Annotated in this window: 17 protein-coding genes; all 17 read right to left on the reverse strand. The window is 62.0% G+C overall.

Annotated elements, in window-relative coordinates:
* Window positions 1-21 precede the first annotated feature (21 nt).
* On the reverse strand, window positions 22-1911 hold the full coding sequence (locus NKJ26_RS01985) for an MFS transporter (RefSeq protein WP_352693273.1): 1890 nt from the start codon (window positions 1909-1911) through the stop codon (window positions 22-24).
* Between the two features lie 191 nt (window positions 1912-2102).
* Entirely contained in the window at window positions 2103-2894 is a 792-nt protein-coding gene (locus NKJ26_RS01990) for an ATP12 family chaperone protein (protein WP_352693275.1), read from the reverse strand.
* Between the two features lie 11 nt (window positions 2895-2905).
* Window positions 2906-3778: a DMT family transporter gene (locus NKJ26_RS01995; RefSeq protein WP_352693314.1), complete on the reverse strand. Its 873-nt coding sequence runs from the start codon at window positions 3776-3778 to the stop codon at window positions 2906-2908.
* A 47-nt stretch (window positions 3779-3825) separates the two neighbouring features.
* Window positions 3826-4806 carry an RluA family pseudouridine synthase gene (locus tag NKJ26_RS02000; protein ID WP_027026977.1) on the reverse strand — a complete coding sequence of 327 codons (981 nt, stop codon included), beginning with the start codon at window positions 4804-4806 and terminating at the stop codon, window positions 3826-3828.
* 60 nt (window positions 4807-4866) lie between these two features.
* Window positions 4867-5241: a fluoride efflux transporter CrcB gene (gene crcB / locus NKJ26_RS02005; RefSeq protein WP_352601796.1), complete on the reverse strand. Its 375-nt coding sequence runs from the start codon at window positions 5239-5241 to the stop codon at window positions 4867-4869.
* Window positions 5242-5359: 118 nt separating this feature from the next.
* On the reverse strand, window positions 5360-7021 hold the full coding sequence (locus NKJ26_RS02010) for a hypothetical protein (protein ID WP_352693277.1): 1662 nt from the start codon (window positions 7019-7021) through the stop codon (window positions 5360-5362).
* A 327-nt stretch (window positions 7022-7348) separates the two neighbouring features.
* The gene (locus NKJ26_RS02015; RefSeq protein ID WP_352601800.1) at window positions 7349-8179 is read right to left on the reverse strand and encodes an aspartyl/asparaginyl beta-hydroxylase domain-containing protein; all 831 of its coding nucleotides are present in this window, start codon (window positions 8177-8179) and stop codon (window positions 7349-7351) included.
* A gap of 150 nt (window positions 8180-8329) precedes the next feature.
* Window positions 8330-9637, reverse strand: a complete 1308-nt coding sequence (locus NKJ26_RS02020) for a replication-associated recombination protein A (RefSeq protein ID WP_352693279.1) — start codon at window positions 9635-9637, stop codon at window positions 8330-8332.
* Between the two features lie 40 nt (window positions 9638-9677).
* Complete coding sequence (locus NKJ26_RS02025) at window positions 9678-11168, reverse strand: DegQ family serine endoprotease (protein WP_352693281.1); 1491 nt, start codon at window positions 11166-11168, stop codon at window positions 9678-9680.
* A 179-nt stretch (window positions 11169-11347) separates the two neighbouring features.
* Window positions 11348-11779, reverse strand: coding sequence for a 50S ribosomal protein L17 (rplQ, locus tag NKJ26_RS02030; protein WP_352693283.1), 432 nt, complete (start codon window positions 11777-11779; stop codon window positions 11348-11350).
* Window positions 11780-11874: 95 nt separating this feature from the next.
* A complete protein-coding gene (locus NKJ26_RS02035; protein WP_027026970.1) occupies window positions 11875-12885 on the reverse strand; it encodes a DNA-directed RNA polymerase subunit alpha in 1011 nt (336 codons plus the stop codon).
* 99 nt (window positions 12886-12984) lie between these two features.
* Complete coding sequence (gene rpsK, locus NKJ26_RS02040; protein ID WP_006205444.1) at window positions 12985-13374, reverse strand: 30S ribosomal protein S11; 390 nt, start codon at window positions 13372-13374, stop codon at window positions 12985-12987.
* 159 nt (window positions 13375-13533) lie between these two features.
* Window positions 13534-13902: a 30S ribosomal protein S13 gene (rpsM, locus tag NKJ26_RS02045; protein ID WP_352693285.1), complete on the reverse strand. Its 369-nt coding sequence runs from the start codon at window positions 13900-13902 to the stop codon at window positions 13534-13536.
* 204 nt (window positions 13903-14106) lie between these two features.
* Window positions 14107-14712: an adenylate kinase gene (locus NKJ26_RS02050; RefSeq protein WP_352601809.1), complete on the reverse strand. Its 606-nt coding sequence runs from the start codon at window positions 14710-14712 to the stop codon at window positions 14107-14109.
* Complete coding sequence (secY, locus tag NKJ26_RS02055) at window positions 14709-16049, reverse strand: preprotein translocase subunit SecY (RefSeq protein WP_027026968.1); 1341 nt, start codon at window positions 16047-16049, stop codon at window positions 14709-14711. Before secY ends, NKJ26_RS02050 begins: the two co-directional genes overlap by 4 nt.
* Window positions 16050-16241: 192 nt before the next feature.
* The gene (gene rplO, locus NKJ26_RS02060; RefSeq protein WP_352601811.1) at window positions 16242-16715 is read right to left on the reverse strand and encodes a 50S ribosomal protein L15; all 474 of its coding nucleotides are present in this window, start codon (window positions 16713-16715) and stop codon (window positions 16242-16244) included.
* Window positions 16716-16737: 22 nt separating this feature from the next.
* A complete protein-coding gene (gene rpmD / locus NKJ26_RS02065; RefSeq protein WP_006205449.1) occupies window positions 16738-16935 on the reverse strand; it encodes a 50S ribosomal protein L30 in 198 nt (65 codons plus the stop codon).
* Between the last annotated feature and the right edge of the window lie 24 nt (window positions 16936-16959).

Genomic DNA, 16959 nt, shown 5'->3' on the forward strand with positions numbered 1-16959 from the left:
TTCCGAGGCCGTTGTGCCCGATTACTGCTTGGTATTCAGATCGGTGCCGAGCGTATCCTTGACGAAGATCATGCCGATGATCAGGGACATCGCCGCGATCACCACCGGATACCAAAGGCCGTAATAGATATCGCCCCTGTAGGCGCTGAGCGCGAACACGGTCGCTGGCAGCAGGCCGCCGAACCAGCCATTGCCGATGTGATAAGGCAGCGACATGCCGGTGTAACGGATGCGGGTCGGGAACATCTCGACCAGGATCGCCGCGATCGGCCCGTAGACCATGGTCACGAACAGCACCAGGATGAACAGGATGCCGATCGTCACCGGCCAGTTCACGGCCGCCGGATCGGCGAACATGGCGAAGGGACCACCGCCGGGTATGTTGTAGGCGGTGACCTCGGTGGCGCCGGCAGCCTCGTCGGCGGTCACCAGCTTGTCCTTGACCGCCTGATCGACCGGTACCGTCGCTTTCTCGCCGCCGCGGATGGTGGTGGCATCTAGCTTCAGTTCCGGATTGGCCGCGATGAAGGCGTCGAGCTTCTGGTCGGCAACCTTGATCGCCGCGCGCTTCAGCGGATAGCCGCTGTCTTGCAGCGACATGTTGACGGCCTTGACGAAGGCCGCGTCCTTGGCCTTGGCCTGATCGCCGGCGGCGATGGCGTCATAGGACTCCACCGTCTCGTTGCCGATCTTGACCGACGCCGCCGTTCCGGCCGCGGCCGTCGAGACCACGTCAAAGGGAACCGAGTTCTTGGTCAGGAACGAGGTTGCGATGTCGCAGGAGGTTGTGAACTTGGCAGTGCCGACGGGATTGAACTGGAACCTGCAATCGCCGGGTGCCGCCGTCACCGTCGCGCGCGTGTTCTGTTGGGCGGTGGCGAGCGCCGGATTGGCGGCCCAGGTCAACGCCTTGAACAGCGGGAAGGTGCAGACGATGGCGAGCGCGAGGCCAGCCATGATGATCGGCTTGCGGCCGATCTTGTCGGACAGCCAACCGAAGACGACGAAGAAGATCGAGCCGATAGCCAGCGCGATGGCGATCATGATGTTGACCGACTGAGCGTCGACTTTCAGCACGTTCTGCAGGAAGAACAGCGCGTAGAACTGGCCGTTGTACCAGACGACGGCCTGGCCGGCGGTGAGGCCGAGCAGCGCCAGCAGGGCGATCTTGGCGTTCTTCCACTGGCCGAAGGCTTCCGAGAGCGGCGCCTTGGAGCCCTTCCCTTCTTCCTTCATTTTCTGGAACGTCGGCGATTCGGAGAGAGACAGCCGGATCCAGATCGAAACGGCGAGCAGCACGAACGAGACGATGAAAGGAATGCGCCAGCCCCAGGCTGCGTAGGTTTCCTTGCTCTGTGACCCCTGGACGATCAGGATGACGATCAGCGACAGGAACAGGCCGAGTGTCGCCGTCGTCTGGATCCACGATGTGTAGAAACCGCGGCGGTCGTCGGGCGCATGCTCGGCGACATACGTCGCGGCACCGCCATATTCACCACCGAGTGCCAGCCCCTGCAGCATGCGCAGGATGATCAGGATCACGGGCGCCGCGATTCCCAGCGTCGCATATCCAGGCAGCAGGCCGACCAGGAAGGTCGACAGGCCCATGATCGTCATGGTGACGAGGAAAGTGTATTTGCGGCCGACAAGATCGCCGATGCGGCCGAACAGCAGTGCGCCGAACGGACGGACGAGGAAGCCAGCGGCAAAGGCCAGCAGCGCGAAGATGTTGCGCGTCGCCTCGGGAATGGTCGGGCTGAAAAAGGTCGATCCGATGAAGGCGGCCAGCGAGCCGTAGAGATAGAAATCGTACCATTCGAAAACAGTGCCGAGCGAGGAAGCGAAGATGACCTTCTTCTCCTCCCGCGTCATGCCGCGGCTCTTTCCGCCGGCGGTCGATGCGATTGCCATTGATATATCCTCCCGTGAGACCCGTGTCCTCGATGCGCGCCAAAGTCCGCGTTCTCCTCCGAACGCAGACTCAGAAAGTGGAGCCATCACGGAAAAAATGACAGAAAGTGCTGCCCAACGGCAACGCGTCTTTGGGATTATGACTTTGGTATTAGGTGCAATGCGGCATCAACCCGTACGAGTTGCGCACGTCAGCCCTTGAGCGCTTCGAGGAGGCCGACGGCGGCCATCATGTCGCGCTTGCGGGCGGAACGGCGCGCGACTGCTTCGGCGTCCTGCCCCCAATGCTCGATCTGCCAGTCCTCGTCGACATGGCCGGCGGCCCAGGCCGCCTCGCCATCGAGTTCGCCGAAATCGACGGCCAGCGCCAACAGCGCCGAACCTGTCAGCGAGGTCATGACGTGAATGGCGGCAAGGCGCAGAGGCTCGGCGCGCTGGCTGAGATGGGCGCCAAGCACCGCGATGGACTCGCGGGGCTGCTCGACATGGATGATCCCCTCGGCGAGATTGAAGCGAGCTCCAAGTGCGGCCCGTGCCCAATCGAGAACCGGGTCCCAATGCTGGTTCTGCCGCTCGACCAGACCCTGCGGCACGTCGGCGCGGTAGCAGAGCAGATCCGACGAGGCAAAGCGCAATATGTCCTCCAGCACCGCCTGGGGATCGTTGGCGACACCGTCCAGAGCAGTGTTGACCAAGCGCATCACCGGCATCGTCACCGGATCGATGGTCTCGCCCTGGGCGGAGAATTCATCTGCGACCAACAACGCCGCCTTCTCGGTCGGCAACACCAGCAACGCCTTGCCTGGCGTGCGAACCGGCTTGCCGTCGAGATGGACGGCAAAACCGCTGTCCACAGGCGCGACCGAGACGGTCTTGTAGAAGCGCTTCGGCAGCGGCTTTCTCATCTGGATCTGGGCGCGGCGCACCGGATCCGGATCCGAAAGCTGTTTGCCCGTTTCGAGGTCGTTGAGGATATCGCGCATGGAAGTCTCTCTTATACCGGTATCAGCTTGCGCGCCGGCCGGTTGACGATGATCAGTCCGGCGGCAATCAGGCCGAGTGCCAGAAAGATGCGCATGGTCAGCGGCTCGTTCAAGAAAATCGCGCCGCATAGGACGCCGAAAACCGGCGACAGGAAGGTGAAACTGGACAGGCCCGACGCCGGATAGCGACGCAGCAGCCAGAACCACAGCACATAGGTGAAGGCGACGATATAGATCGCCTGGAAAAGCAGCGCCAATGTCGGCAATACGGCAGGATCGCGAATGGGCGGACCGGCGAGAGGCAGCACCAGGAAGCCGACGATCGCGGCGCCGGCGAGCTGATAGAGCAACAGTTTCTCCGCGCTCGCCTCGACCAGCTTCGACCGCTTGATGAGGATGTTGGTCAAGGCCCAGAAAAATCCGGAACCGAGGCTCAGGAGGTCGCCGAACAACATGTCGCCGCCACTGCCAAGTTTGTCCGAAAACACGGCTGCGAGGCCGGCGAAGGCCAGCAACAGGCCGAGGAATTTGCGCAAGGTGATCTGCTCGCCAAGCAGGAAATGGCCACCGACCAGCATCCAGAACGGCATCGTGTTGACCAGCAGCGTGTTGCGGGCAACGGTGGTGTGTTCCAGGCCGACATAGAGGCAGAGGAATTCGATGCCGAAAAGCACGCCCACGGCGATGCCGGCGAGCAATGTGCCGTCGCGCGTGAAGAGAGCGATGCCGCGCCAGCGGCACCAGAGGAAGACGCAGAAACCACCGACGATCGAGCGCGCGATCGACAGGAAAACCGGATCGTAGCCGGCATAGGAGACCTTGGCGGCGACGTAGTTCAGCCCCCAGGAAAAGGTCAGGCCGACCATGATGGCGGCGGCGGCCATGTCGACGGTTTGGCGCCGATCGAGCGCATGGCTGGCGCCGCTCAAGATCAGTCCTCCGCGCTGGCGTCGTCGAAACCGATCAGGTTCCAGCTCTGGCGCATGTGCGGCGGCATCGGTGCGGTGACGTCGATGAAGCCCTTGTCCGGGTGCGGAATGACGATGCGACGGGCGTGCAGATGCAGGCGGTTTTGAATGCCGCCCGGAAAATCCCAGTTGGTGTCGGCCTCGAAATATTTCGGATCGCCGAGTATCGGGCAGCCGATGTAGGCGGCATGAACACGAAGCTGGTGGGTGCGGCCGGTATAGGGCTCCATTTCCAGCCAGGTCATCGTCTGCGCCGCCTGCTCGATGATGCGGTAGTAGGACACGGCATGGTCGGCGCCTTTTTCGCCATGCGCGGCGATCCGCACGCGGTCGCCGTCGGGTGTCGGCTCCTTGATCAGCCAGGTCGAGATCTTGTCCTCGCGCTTGGGCGGCACGCCCTTGACCAGCGCCCAATAGGTCTTCTTGGTCTCGCGCGCGCGGAACGCCTCCGAGAGCTTCATCGCGGCCAGCCGCGTACGGGCAACGACCAGCACGCCCGACGTATCGCGGTCGAGCCGGTGGACCAGCCGCGGCTTCTCGCCCTTCTGGTTGCGCCAGGCCTCCAGCATGTCGTCGACGTTGCGGGTGACGCCCGAACCGCCCTGCACCGCAAGGCCCGCCGGCTTGTTGAAGACGAAGACCTTAGGATCCTCGTGGATCAGCATCTTCGCCAAAACGTCGGCATCGCCCTGGTTGCGGATCGAATGACCAGTCAGCGCGCTCTCGCCTTTCTTGTCCACCTCGAGCGGCGGAACGCGCACCATCTGGCCCGGCTCGACGCGGGTATCGGCCTTGACCCGGCCGCCATCGACTCGGATCTGGCCGGAGCGCAGCAACTTCTGCAGATGGCCGAAGCCGAGGCCCGGGAAATGGGTTTTGAACCAGCGGTCGAGCCGCATGCCCGCCTCGCCGGCCTCTACCGTGATCTGTTCAACGCCTGCCATGTTTTCTTCGCTTACCTGTTTCCTGAGCAGGCTCGGCCTGCCTTTGGCGCGGCAATAGCATTAAGGCAGGCCTCTTGCGAGCCAAAGTCCCAGAAACAGGGCGATAATGGCGCCAATGACGCTGGCCAACGCATATCCGAACGCCGGCAGCGTGGCTCCTCGCTCCCACAAGGTCGCGAAATCGAGCGAAAAGGCGGAAAAGGTGGTGAACCCGCCAAGGATGCCGGTGGCGACGAAAAGCCTGAGTTCGCTCGATCCGCCACGGCGCGCCAGGGTGGCGATGAACAGGCCCATGGCCAAGGAGCCGACGATGTTGATGACCATCGTGCCCCAGGGATAATTCGGGCCGACGAGGCGCAGCGCGCCCATATTGGCCAGGTGGCGCATGCCGGCGCCGATGCCGCCGCCGATCGCAATGAGAAGCAGATTGAACATGACCGTTTACTGCCCCTGTCGGGGCGGCAAGGTCAATCCCTCGAGCCGAACGTGTTCCGCCGGACAGCGCAGGCAGAGCGGCCAGCCTGGGCCACGCGCAAACTCGTTCACGTGATCGTCACCACTCCGGCGTCGTCCAACCAGGATATTTCTTCCTGAACTCGCCGTAGAGCGCGTCGATTTCCGCTTTGCTCACCGGACGCACCTGCTCATAAAGGTAACCGGTAACGCCGCCGGACAACTGATACGTCGCAATGCGCTTGTAGGCGGCACCGATGCCTTTCCCTTCGAGAATGTACTGGTTCGGTGTTGTGACGCAGATCTGAGCACCCGGTTGCAAATGGGTGACTGGACGATCGGTCACGACAACAAATCTGGATTTCAACGCTTCCGGTTGGAATTGGTCACGGCTATCAACCTGGCAGGACCATCCGACATACGCGAAAAGGTCTCGATTCATGCCAAACAAAAGCGAGTCGCTCATAGCCGGGCCAGAGGCAAATACCGAAAACCGGTCTTCGGGTCCCATTTTGCCGACAAGATCGGCAATCAGGCGTCTGTATTCGGGAAGATTGTCCAGGCGAAGCGGAAGCGTGTCTTCCCTGGCGAAGAAAACAGAGCCCACCGGCGACAGGACCTGACGGCCGGCCGGGAAAAAAGTGCCCCAAAATGCAAGTCCAGCAGCAGCAGCCACGGCTATCGTCGACCATCGCGATCTTAGCACCGGCACAGAAACGATCGCGACGATTGCTTGGGCATAGGCAGGAAATAGCCAAAGAAACATCGGCAATGAATGATGGCGATCTGGATCCTGCATCCGGGTAAAAAGCAGAAAGGTGAGTACCGAGGCAACAGCGCATAACAAGGAAAACCTGTTGCCACGCACAACAGAGAAATAAAGCCCCAATGCAATCAACAGCCAATTCACATAGCTGAGCCGGGCTGCCATTTCGCCAAGCTGGGTGACGAAATTGGTCCTATATCCGCTGTAAAGATCGCCATAGCTGGTTCCCAGAATCCTGGCGATCAGCGGAAGCTGGAAATTCCATGCGGCTCCCAGGATAACCGCAACCGCACACAGTCCTGCCAGCGAAGCTTTCCGAAGACCCGGGAGGTCGCGGTCCCTCGCCACCTGCAACAGACAAAAGAACGCCGCAGAAATTGCGATCCCGATGACGGCGTAGGCGTACCAGCGGCGCAGCATGAAAGCCAACCACAGGCACGCGCCGACGGATATCGCGCTGATCACCGGTTCGCGGGTCAGAAACTTTGACTTCCAGAGAAAATAGGTCGCTGCAACAAGCGGGAGACATCCGGCAATGTCTGGCCACCCCCGAAGCGTTGCCGCCCATAGCGGGGTGTAGAGAAAGACCGCGATCCAGACCGCAAACCAGCTTCGAGATGGAGACGTCTCGGAGACCGCCTCCAGGTAGCTCATTCTTCCCATGAAGAGAGCCGTCGGGACCAGGTAAACCGTCACTATCGCGGCGATGTATGAAAGCCTCGAACCGCCAAAAAGCATGTGAAACGGCATCAACGGCACCAAGATTGCCGCGCTGTAGTCTTCCGTCGCGATGGAGGTGCCCAGTCGGCTCAGCCACTTGAGCGGGTTCTCGATCAGGAGCGCTCCCTCCCGGTTGAACACATTGAAATAGGCGGCGAAGTCCCAATAATAGACCGAATCCTCAAGGTTTATGTACATGGCGCTGATGGCAACGCCAAGCAACACGGTGCCTATGTAGGTTCCGACCCAGAATCCCAGGGTTTTGTTGTTTGTCACTTGAGGTCGCCAGGAGAGAGGGAAGAGCCAGAACCGCCGAGGTCAGACCGAAACTACCGCCGATGCAGTTAAGAATCGTTCCGGCAGAACAGGAATCCCATGGGATTCATGTGATGAACTGTTGAAATCTTGAAAGGAAGTATGCTTGAACGCGCGGGCGCCGCAAGCGTTGAGCACGTCCCGGGGACCACAGGGGCAGCGTGCTGATAGTTCAGGGCTCGCCGATGTACGGCGACTTACGAGCGGCCCGCAACAGCAGCCAGATCTCACCCATGCGAACCGCCGAAACACTGCCGACAGCGCCCGGCAGCGCCGAGGAATTTCAGCTCAGGTGGTTTCGGTCTTCTTCGGCTTGGTCGAGCCGATCATCTTCCAGTTCTTATAGAACATCGAATTGATGCGTTCGACGCTCACCGAGACGACCGCGAGCATGCCCGCGATGAGCCGAGGGACCGGGGACGGGCGGATGATGTCCATGAACACGCAATAGCGGCGGCCGTCATACTCGTTGACCGAGCGATGCAGCAGCGTGTCGTCGAAGACGAACAGCGGATTGTCGTACCAGTAGTTCTTGACGTTGCCGCACTCGACGAAGATCTCCGACTTCACCGGGACCAGATTGTAGAGGATACGCAGGCTGAGCCGCAGCGGGCCGAAATGCCAGGAAGTCGATTCGCGCTTGCTGAAGACCGAAACCGCGATGGTCTTGATGTATTTGAAATCCTTGTTGAACTCGGCGACGTTATCGATCTTGTGCTTGCCGTACCACTGATAGACATACATGCCGCGCCGGCCGGCGCCGAAATTGGCGTCGATATCGGCGATGATCTCATCCTTGCGCGCCTTGAAGATGTCCAGGACCTCGTTGACCTCGCGCTGATAATCGGCGGGAAACTGCTCCAGCTTCCACACGCCGGGATTTCTGTAGCACAAGAGATCGACCAGCAGATTGAACGGCGAAAGCAGCCAGGTGAAAAGGCCATTGCCGAGGAAATAGCCGCTGAACAGGGACAAATCCTTCCTGTCGTTGCGCAGCACATCGATCAGGCCGCAAACGATGAAAATCGTCGTCAGAATGGGAACGAAATAGAACCCAAGGGCGAGAAGCGGGATGGCAATGGCAAATTTGCGAAGAGATTTGCGAAGGGTTTTTGTCATTTTTCCACGCGCGAAGCGCGATCCTGTTGCGAATGAGATGTGCCCGAACAACGGCAACGACCACCGCCCGGCGGCGCCGCCTTGATAAGGTCTTTTGGGCCGGTGCACAACGGCCATGGAAGCGCGAAGACCACCGGTCGCGCAAACCTGCTATTCCCGCTCTTTGCGCAGCTTCGCCCAATAGTCGAGCCGCTTCCTGATGTCGCGTTCGAAACCGCGCTCAGGCGGATCGTAGAAGGTCTGGCGGCCCATCTTCTCGGGAAAATAGTCCTGGCCCGAAAAGGCGTCCGGCTCGTCGTGATCGTACCTGTAGCCGGCGCCGTAATCCTCTTCTTTCATCAGCTTGGTCGGCGCGTTGAGGATGTGCTTCGGCGGCAGCAGCGAGCCGTGCTCCTTGGCGGCGCGTGTGGCCGCCTTGAAAGCGGTGTAGACGGCATTGGATTTGGGCGCGGTGGCGAGATAGACCGTCGCCTCGGCGAAAGCGAGTTCACCCTCCGGCGAGCCGAGATAATCGTAGGCGTCCTTGGCGGCATTGGCGACGACCAGTGCCTGCGGATCGGCAAGGCCGATGTCCTCCATCGCCATGCGCACCAGCCGGCGGCCGAGATATAGCGGATCTTCGCCGGCATCGAACATGCGCGCGAGATAGTAGAGCGCGGCATCGGGGTCCGAGCCGCGCACCGACTTGTGTAGCGCCGAGATGAGGTTGTAGTGGCCGTCCTGGCCCTTGTCGTAGATCGGCGCGCGGCGTTGCACGATGCGTTGCAGGCCCTCGGGATCGAATATCTCACTGGGCTTGGCGGCGCGCCAGACTTCTTCCGCAAGGGTGAGAGACGCGCGACCATCGCCATCACTCATGCGGATGAGCATCGCCTTCGCATCGTCATCGAGCGGCAGCGCCCTGCCCTCGGTTTCCTCGGCGCGGGCCATCAGCTTGGCGATGCTTTCCTCGCCGAGCGAGTGGAAGACCAGCACCCGCGCACGCGACAGCAGGGCGGCGTTGAGTTCGAAGGATGGGTTTTCGGTTGTGGCGCCAACGAGCACGACCGTGCCGTCCTCCATGACCGGGAGAAAAGAATCCTGCTGGGCGCGGTTGAAGCGATGGATCTCGTCGACGAAAAGCAGGGTCTGGCGGCCGTTGGCGCGGCGCAGCTTGGCTGCCTCGAACACCTTCTTCAGGTCGGCCACGCCGGAAAACACCGCCGATATCTGCTCGAAGGCAAGGCTGGTTTCGCCGGCGAGCAACCTTGCCACCGTGGTCTTGCCGGTGCCGGGCGGGCCCCAAAAGATCATCGATCCGAGCGAGCCGGACCCGATCAGCCGGGTCAGCGCGCCGTCGGGGCCGGTCAGATGCTCCTGGCCGACGACCTCGCCAAGATTTCTTGGCCGCAGCCTGTCGGCCAGCGGCCGTCCGGGCGGCGGCTTTTCCGGTTCGTCAACGCTGAACAGATCGGCCATGCTTGTCTTCAGGTTGGAGCACGACCCTCCCGGATCGAACTCAGTAACGCAACACCTGGCGCAGTATCTGCCCGCCGCGCTCGACGGTAAAGCGCCACCAGCGCGTATCCTGCTGGGCGACCTGCGCCAGCACCGCCGCCGTATCGATGGTCGTACCGTTCACCTCGCGCACGATGTCGCCCGGCTGAAAGCCGAAATCTGCGGCCGGCGAATCGCGATTGATGTCGATCACCGTCACTCCCTTGATGTCGGTGCGCAGGCCGAGCTTCTGGGCAAGCCGTGGCGACAATTCCGCAACCTTGGCGCCCGAGAACGGGCTGCGGCCATGCAGCGTCACCTCGGAGAGTTTTGCGCCTTCCGGCGCGCGCTCCAGCGCGATGTCCATCGCCGCCTGCTGACCCTTGCTCAGCACCGCGAAATTGGCTTTGGTGCCGATCGACAGCGTCGCCATGCGATAATCCAGCGCCTCGATGCTCTCGACCGGCTTGCCGTTGATCTGCATCACGACGTCGCCCGGCTTCAATCCTGCCTTGCCCGCCGGCCCTGCCGCGTCGACGGACGAGACCAGCGCGCCGGTGGGCTTTTCCATGCCGAGCGATTCAGCGATCTGCGGCGTCACCGCTTCGAACTCGGCGCCGATATAGGGGCGCTCGAAGAAATCCAGACCGGCCTTGGCGGCATCGGCGAAGGCCCGCACCATGTTGGCGGGGATGGCGAAGCCGATGCCGATAGAGCCGCCGCTGCGGCTGTAGATGGCGGTGTTGATGCCGACCAGCTGGCCGCCCATATTGATCAGCGCGCCGCCGGAATTGCCCGGATTGATGGCGGCATCGGTCTGGATGAAATAGCCGGAATCCGAAACGCCGATATGGCTGCGGGCAAGCGCCGAAACGATGCCGCTGGTGGTGGTCTGGCCGACACCAAAGGGATTGCCGATGGCCAACACCAGGTCACCGACCTCGAGCGCGTCGGAATCGCCGATGGCGATGACCGGGAACGGCTTGTCGGATTCGATCTTGAGCACGGCGAGATCCAGCGTCTCGTCCTTGAGCATCACCTTGCTGGTGAATTCACGCCCGTCGGCGGTCGCCACCTTGACCTCGTCGGCATCCTTGATGACGTGGAAGTTGGTGACGATGACGCCGCTCGGATCGACAAGCACGCCGGAGCCCAGCGATGACTGCGCTCGCGGCTGCGCACGGCCGAAAAACTCCTCGAAGAACGGATCGCCTTCGAAAGGCGACGTGACCTTGGCGGTCTGCGATGCATAGACATTGACTACGGCCGGCGCGGTCTGCTTGACCAGCGGTGCGAACGACAGCTGCACCTCCTCGCGGCCAAATGGCACGCGCTTGTCAGGCCCCGAGGTGGCGTTTTCGCCTTCCACGCCGTGCAAGAGGTCAGTCAGCACATCGGACAGCCCGGGATCGGCCTTGGGCGCCTCCTCGGCAAGCGCCTGCCTGACTGTCGGCGCGGCTGCGAACGCCAGCATCGCGCAGAGCAGAACAAGGGACAGTCTTTTGGCGCGCATCGCGAATCCTCCGGGGCGAGTTCGGGGGCATTGTCCCGACGAATGTGCAAAATAAAAGGCTAAGCCGCTGAAATCCGATTATTTTTGCAGCCAGCGGGTCAGCATGAGCGCGCCTTGGCGCACCCGAACAAGAAAAAGGGGCCCGCAGGCCCCTTCAATTCACTTCGAAAGACCGAGCCTTATGCGGCCGCGGCTTCCGCGTCGGTGCCTTCGGCCTCGAGACGGGCGCGGTCGCCGGCGCCCTTGGCATCCGGGTCGCGGTCGACGAACTCGATAACGGCCATCGCCGCATTGTCGCCGTGGCGGAAGCCCGCCTTCATGATGCGCAGGTAGCCGCCGTTGCGGGTGGCGTAGCGCGGGGCGATGGTGTCGAACAGGCGCTTGACGACGCCTTCATTGCCGATCTGCGCGATCACCTGGCGGCGGGCGTGCAGGTCGCCGCGCTTGCCGAGCGTTACCAGCTTCTCGACGATCGGACGCAGGTCCTTCGCCTTGGGCAGCGTGGTGACGATCTGCTCGTGTTCGAGCAGCGACACGGCCAGGTTTGCAAACATCGAGTTGCGATGGCTTATGCTGCGGGCGAACCGGCGGCCTTTAAATCCATGGCGCATGGCTCTTCTCCTTCATTCCGGGTTCAGAGGCAGGCGCCTCTTGTTGGTTAGCCGCATGATCTCCCGAAAAGTCGCGCGACCTTTCGGGATCATGCTCAATATTGATCTTCGTAACGCTTGGCGAGGTCTTCGATGTTTTCCGGCGGCCAATCCGGCACTTCCATGCCGAGGTGGAGGCCCATCGCCGCCAGGACTTCCTTGATCTCGTTCAGCGACTTGCGGCCGAAGTTCGGGGTGCGCAGCATCTCGGCTTCGGTCTTCTGGATGAGATCGCCGATGTAGACGATGTTGTCGTTCTTCAGGCAGTTGGCCGAACGCACCGAAAGCTCGAGCTCGTCGACCTTCTTGAGCAGCGCCGGGTTGAAGGCGAGCTCGGTGACGGCTTCGGTGGCGACTTCCTTCTGCGGCTCGTCGAAGTTGACGAACAGGCCAAGCTGGTCCTGGAGGATGCGCGCGGCGAAAGCCACGGCGTCTTCGCCCGAGATCGAACCGTCGGTCTCGAGGGTCATGGTCAGCTTGTCATAATCGAGAACCTGGCCCTCGCGGGTGTTCTCGACCTTGTAGGAGACCTTCTTGACCGGCGAGTACAGGCTGTCGACCGGGATCAGGCCGATCGGCGCGTCCTCGGCGCGGTTGCGCTCGGCCGGCACATAGCCCTTGCCGGTGTCGACGGTGAATTCCATGCGGATCTCAGCGCCTTCGTCCAGCGTGCAGATGACGTGGTCGGGATTGAGGATCTCGACGTCGCCGACCGTCTGGATGTCGCCAGCCAGGACCGCACCCGGTCCCTGCTTGCGCACGACCATGCGCTTGGGGCCATCGCCTTCCATGCGGATTGCGATTTCCTTGATGTTCAGGACGATGTCGGTCACGTCCTCGCGCACGCCGGCGATGGACGAGAATTCATGCAGGACGCCGTCGATCTGCACCGCAGTGACGGCCGCGCCACGCAACGACGACAGGAGCACGCGGCGCAGCGCATTGCCCAGCGTGAGGCCAAAGCCACGTTCGAGCGGCTCGGCGACCAGTGTGGTCAGCGTCTTCTTCTTCGACGAGAACTCGATTTTGTTCGGCTTGATCAGTTCTTGCCAATTTTTCTGGATCATAATGCTTTCCTTCCGTTGACCCGCCACCATCCAATCGTGGCGGGCGACCTGGAATACCGCGGAGGAACGCCTTGTAGCGTTCGCGCGGCGTTCAATAATTTAGACGCGGCGCTTCTTGCGCGGGCGGCAGCCATTGTGCGGGATCGGCGTCACATCACGGATCGAGGTGATGGTGAAGCCAGCCGCCTGCAGGGCACGCAGAGCCGATTCACGACCGGAGCCCGGTCCGCAGACCTCGACTTCGAGCATGCGCATGCCGTGTTCCTGGGCCTTCTTGGCGACGTCCTCGGCAGCCATCTGGGCGGCGAACGGGGTCGACTTGCGCGAACCCTTGAAGCCCTGGGCACCGGCCGACGACCAGGCGATCGAATTGCCCTGCGCGTCGGTGATGGTGATCATCGTGTTGTTGAAGGTCGAATTGACGTGGGCAACGCCCGACGAGATGTTCTTGCGTTCGCGACGGCGAACACGAGCGGCTTCCTTGGCCATGATAGTCCTTTCAGTTGATCTCTGCACCGCCGTAATGCCAGCGGCTCCACCTTCGTAAGGGAGTAGGGGAATAGGGCAGTAAGGGAGTAGGAAAGTACGGCCCGATCGGCGGGCATTCCCTACTGCCTTACTCCCCTACTCCCTTATTCCCCTAAAAAATCACTTCTTCTTGCCGGCGATCGACTTGGCCGGGCCCTTGCGGGTACGTGCGTTGGTATGCGTGCGCTGACCGCGAACCGGCAGCGAACGGCGGTGACGCAGGCCGCGGTAGCAGCCGAGGTCCATGAGCCGCTTGATGTTCATCGACACTTCGCGGCGCAGGTCGCCCTCGACCTGATAGTCGCGGTCGATCGCCTCGCGGATCTGGAGCACTTCGGCGTCGGTCAACTGGTTGACGCGGCGCTCGGCCGGGATGCCGACCTTATCGACGATCTCCTGGGCGAACCTCTTGCCAATGCCGTGAATGTATTGAAGCGCAATGACGACGCGCTTGTTGGTCGGAATGTTGACGCCGGCTATACGAGCCATGTTCTCTCTTCTCCATATGGGCCGGCCAACCTTCAAAAAAGGCAGGCCCGGCGCTTCAAGATTGCCCCGCGTCCGGTGGAGGCCGGCCCTTGCGGGTGTTTCCAGTTCAAAACGACTGCCTTGCCCTTGCGGACAAGCAAAGTTCACGCCTGATAGGAAGACGGGCCGCCATACCGCAGCGTTCCGTCGCCGTCAAGCCAATTCTTAACTTTCCTCAGCCCCTTGTGCCGCCGCGGCGAGCACCGCCTCGATTTCGGCGGTCACCGCGTCGATGCTGGCCATGCCGTCGACGCCCTTGAGCTTGCCCTTGGCGTAGTAGTAGCCGGTCAGCGGTGCGGTCTTCTTGTAGTACTCGCGCAGACGCTCTTCGAACACCGCGGGATTGTCATCCTTGCGGACCGGCTGCCCGGCCGCCTTGGCCTCCTCGGCGCGCTTGACGATCCGGCCGACCAGGGCCCGGTCGTCGACGACCAGCTCGATCACCGTGTCGAGGCCGATGCCGCGTTCGCCGAGCATCGCCTCGACCGCGTCAGCCTGTGGCAGCGTGCGTGGATAGCCGTCGAGGATGAAGCCCCCGGCGCAGTCCGGCTGGTCGATGCGCTCGGCAACGATGGCGTTGACGATGGCGTCGGACACCAGTTCACCGGCATCCATCACCGCCTTGGCGCGCTTGCCGACTTCCGTTCCGGCCTGGACCGCTGCACGCAGCATGTCGCCCGTCGAAAGCTGGGGTATGCCGTGTTTTTCTACCAGTCTTTGTGCTTGTGTCCCCTTGCCCGCTCCTGGCGGCCCAAGCAAAATCAACCTCATCTGGCTTTCTTCCCCCCGCGCAGCTTCGACTTCTTGATCAGGCCTTCATACTGGTGCGCGATCAGGTGGCCCTGAATCTGCGCAACCGTATCGAGCGTGACACTGACCACGATCAGAAGCGATGTGCCACCGAGGTAGAATGGTACGCCAGTCGCCGAGATCAGGAACTCCGGCAGCAGGCACACCAGCACCAGATAGATGGCGCCGACGACGGTGATGCGGGTGAGAACGTAATCGATGTAATCGGCGGTGCGCTCTCCCGGACGATAGCCCGGGATGAAGCCCGAATGCTTCTTGAGCTGGTCGGCGGTGTCCTTCGGATTGAAGACAATCGCAGTGTAGAAGAAGGCGAAGAACACGATCATCGCCGCGTAGAATGCCATGTAGAGCGGCTGGCCGTGGCCGAGCGAGGCCAGGATGGTGCTCGCCCAGGCCGGCATGTTGGTCGTCTGCGAGAAGCCGGCGATGGTGGCCGGCAGCAAGAGCAGCGACGACGCGAAGATCGGCGGGATAACGCCCGACGTGTTGAGCTTGAGCGGCAAATGCGAGGTATCGCCCTGGAACATGCGGTTGCCGACCTGGCGCTTCGGATACTGGATCAGCAAGCGGCGCTGGGCGCGCTCGAAGAACACGATGAGCGCGATGACGACGATGGCGAGCACGATGATCGCCAGGATCAGGCCGGTCGACAGCGCGCCGGTGCGGCCAAGTTCCAGCGTACCGGAGATGGCATGCGGCAGGCCGGCGACGATGCCGGAGAAGATGATCAGCGAAATGCCGTTGCCGATGCCGCGCGCGGTGATCTGCTCGCCGAGCCACATCAGGAACATGGTGCCGCCGACCAGCGTGACGACGGTCGAGATGCGGAAGAACATGCCGGGATCACTGACGATGCCGTTGCCGCCCTCGAGGCCCACCGAAATGCCATAGGCCTGCACCAGCGCCAGAAGCACGGTGCCGTAGCGGGTGTACTGGTTAATGACCTTGCGGCCCTGCTCGCCTTCCTTCTTCAGCGCTTCCAACGACGGGATGACCGAGGTCATCAGCTGCATGATGATGGAGGCGGAGATGTAAGGCATGATGCCGAGCGCAAAGATCGCCATGCGCTGCACGGCGCCGCCGGCGAACATGTTGAACATGCCGAGCACGCCCTTGCTCTGCGAGGAGAAGGCCTGCGCGAACGCGTCGGGGTTGATGCCGGGAAGCGGGATATAGGTGCCGAGACGATAGACGAGCAAGGCGCCGATCGTGAACCAGATGCGTTTCTTCAGATCCTCCGCCTTGGCGAAGGCCGAGAAATTCAGATTCGAGGCTAGTTGTTCAGCAGCCGAAGCCATGCCTGATTCTCCGCTTGGTAACGCTTGATGGCCCTGAGGTCAGGCGGCGCGTCGCACCGAAACTCACGAGATAAGCTCCGGGCTGTAAACATGCAAGCGGCCGCGTTGACGCGGCCGCCTGATTGAGCAGATCAAAGCGCGATCGCGAGCAAAAACGGTTCCCGCTCTTGCCGGCCGCGCTTCAAATTGCTGTTACTCGGCAGCCGCCGTCTCCGGCAACTTGACCGAGCCGCCGGCCTTTTCGATCTTCTCGATCGCGGCCTTGGAGGCACCGGCCACGTCGAAGGCGAGCTTCGCCTTGATCTCGCCGTCCGAAAGGATGCGCACGCCGTCCTTGACGCGACGGATGACGCCGGCAGCAACCAGCGATTCAGCCGTCACGGTTGCCTTGGCATCGAGCTTCTTGGCATCGATGGCCACCTGGATGCGGGCCAGCGAGACGACGGTGAAGCTCTTGGCGAAGATGTTGTTGAAGCCACGCTTCGGCAGGCGCCGATACAGCGGCATCTGGCCACCCTCGAAGCCGTTGACAGCGACGCCGGAGCGCGCCTTCTGGCCCTTGACGCCGCGACCGGCTGTCTTGCCCGAGCCGGAGCCGATGCCACGGCCGAGACGCTTCTTGGAGTGCGTCGCGCCGTCCTTGTCACGCAGATCGTTGAGTTTCATCTGAGTTCTCCTGCGCTTCTGATCAGCCCTCGTCCACGACGCGGACGAGATGCTGAACGGCAGCGATCATGCCGCGCACGGAAGGCGTATCTTCCAGGGTGCGCTGCTTGTGCATCTTGTTGAGGCCGAGGCCGACCAGCGTCGCGCGCTGCTCCTTCGGACGGCGGATCGGCGAACCGATCTGCTCAACGGTGATGGTCTTGGTTGCTTTCTTGGCCATGGTCAAAATCCCTGGTCAGATCGA

Origin of the sequence: Mesorhizobium sp. M0152, from assembly GCF_040322415.1 — a bacterium.
Taxonomy (GTDB): Bacteria; Pseudomonadota; Alphaproteobacteria; order Rhizobiales; family Rhizobiaceae; genus Mesorhizobium.

What these genes read in the sequence shown, in the direction of transcription:
- rpmD (WP_006205449.1), bottom strand. Translation starts at nt 16,935, where the DNA reads ATGGCCAAGAAAGCAACCAAGACCATCACCGTTGAGCAGATCGGTTCG.
- NKJ26_RS02050 (WP_352601809.1), bottom strand. Translation starts at nt 14,712, where the DNA reads ATGAGGTTGATTTTGCTTGGGCCGCCAGGAGCGGGCAAGGGGACACAA.
- NKJ26_RS01985 (WP_352693273.1), bottom strand. Translation starts at nt 1,911, where the DNA reads ATGGCAATCGCATCGACCGCCGGCGGAAAGAGCCGCGGCATGACGCGG.
- secY (WP_027026968.1), bottom strand. Translation starts at nt 16,049, where the DNA reads ATGGCTTCGGCTGCTGAACAACTAGCCTCGAATCTGAATTTCTCGGCC.
- rplO (WP_352601811.1), bottom strand. Translation starts at nt 16,715, where the DNA reads ATGAAACTCAACGATCTGCGTGACAAGGACGGCGCGACGCACTCCAAG.
- NKJ26_RS02025 (WP_352693281.1), bottom strand. Translation starts at nt 11,168, where the DNA reads ATGCGCGCCAAAAGACTGTCCCTTGTTCTGCTCTGCGCGATGCTGGCG.
- NKJ26_RS02035 (WP_027026970.1), bottom strand. Translation starts at nt 12,885, where the DNA reads ATGATCCAGAAAAATTGGCAAGAACTGATCAAGCCGAACAAAATCGAG.
- rpsM (WP_352693285.1), bottom strand. Translation starts at nt 13,902, where the DNA reads ATGGCTCGTATAGCCGGCGTCAACATTCCGACCAACAAGCGCGTCGTC.
- NKJ26_RS02015 (WP_352601800.1), bottom strand. Translation starts at nt 8,179, where the DNA reads ATGACAAAAACCCTTCGCAAATCTCTTCGCAAATTTGCCATTGCCATC.
- crcB (WP_352601796.1), bottom strand. Translation starts at nt 5,241, where the DNA reads ATGTTCAATCTGCTTCTCATTGCGATCGGCGGCGGCATCGGCGCCGGC.
- NKJ26_RS02020 (WP_352693279.1), bottom strand. Translation starts at nt 9,637, where the DNA reads ATGGCCGATCTGTTCAGCGTTGACGAACCGGAAAAGCCGCCGCCCGGA.
- NKJ26_RS01995 (WP_352693314.1), bottom strand. Translation starts at nt 3,778, where the DNA reads ATGGCCGCCGCCGCCATCATGGTCGGCCTGACCTTTTCCTGGGGGCTG.
- rplQ (WP_352693283.1), bottom strand. Translation starts at nt 11,779, where the DNA reads ATGCGCCATGGATTTAAAGGCCGCCGGTTCGCCCGCAGCATAAGCCAT.
- NKJ26_RS01990 (WP_352693275.1), bottom strand. Translation starts at nt 2,894, where the DNA reads ATGCGCGATATCCTCAACGACCTCGAAACGGGCAAACAGCTTTCGGAT.
- rpsK (WP_006205444.1), bottom strand. Translation starts at nt 13,374, where the DNA reads ATGGCCAAGGAAGCCGCTCGTGTTCGCCGTCGCGAACGCAAGAACATC.
- NKJ26_RS02000 (WP_027026977.1), bottom strand. Translation starts at nt 4,806, where the DNA reads ATGGCAGGCGTTGAACAGATCACGGTAGAGGCCGGCGAGGCGGGCATG.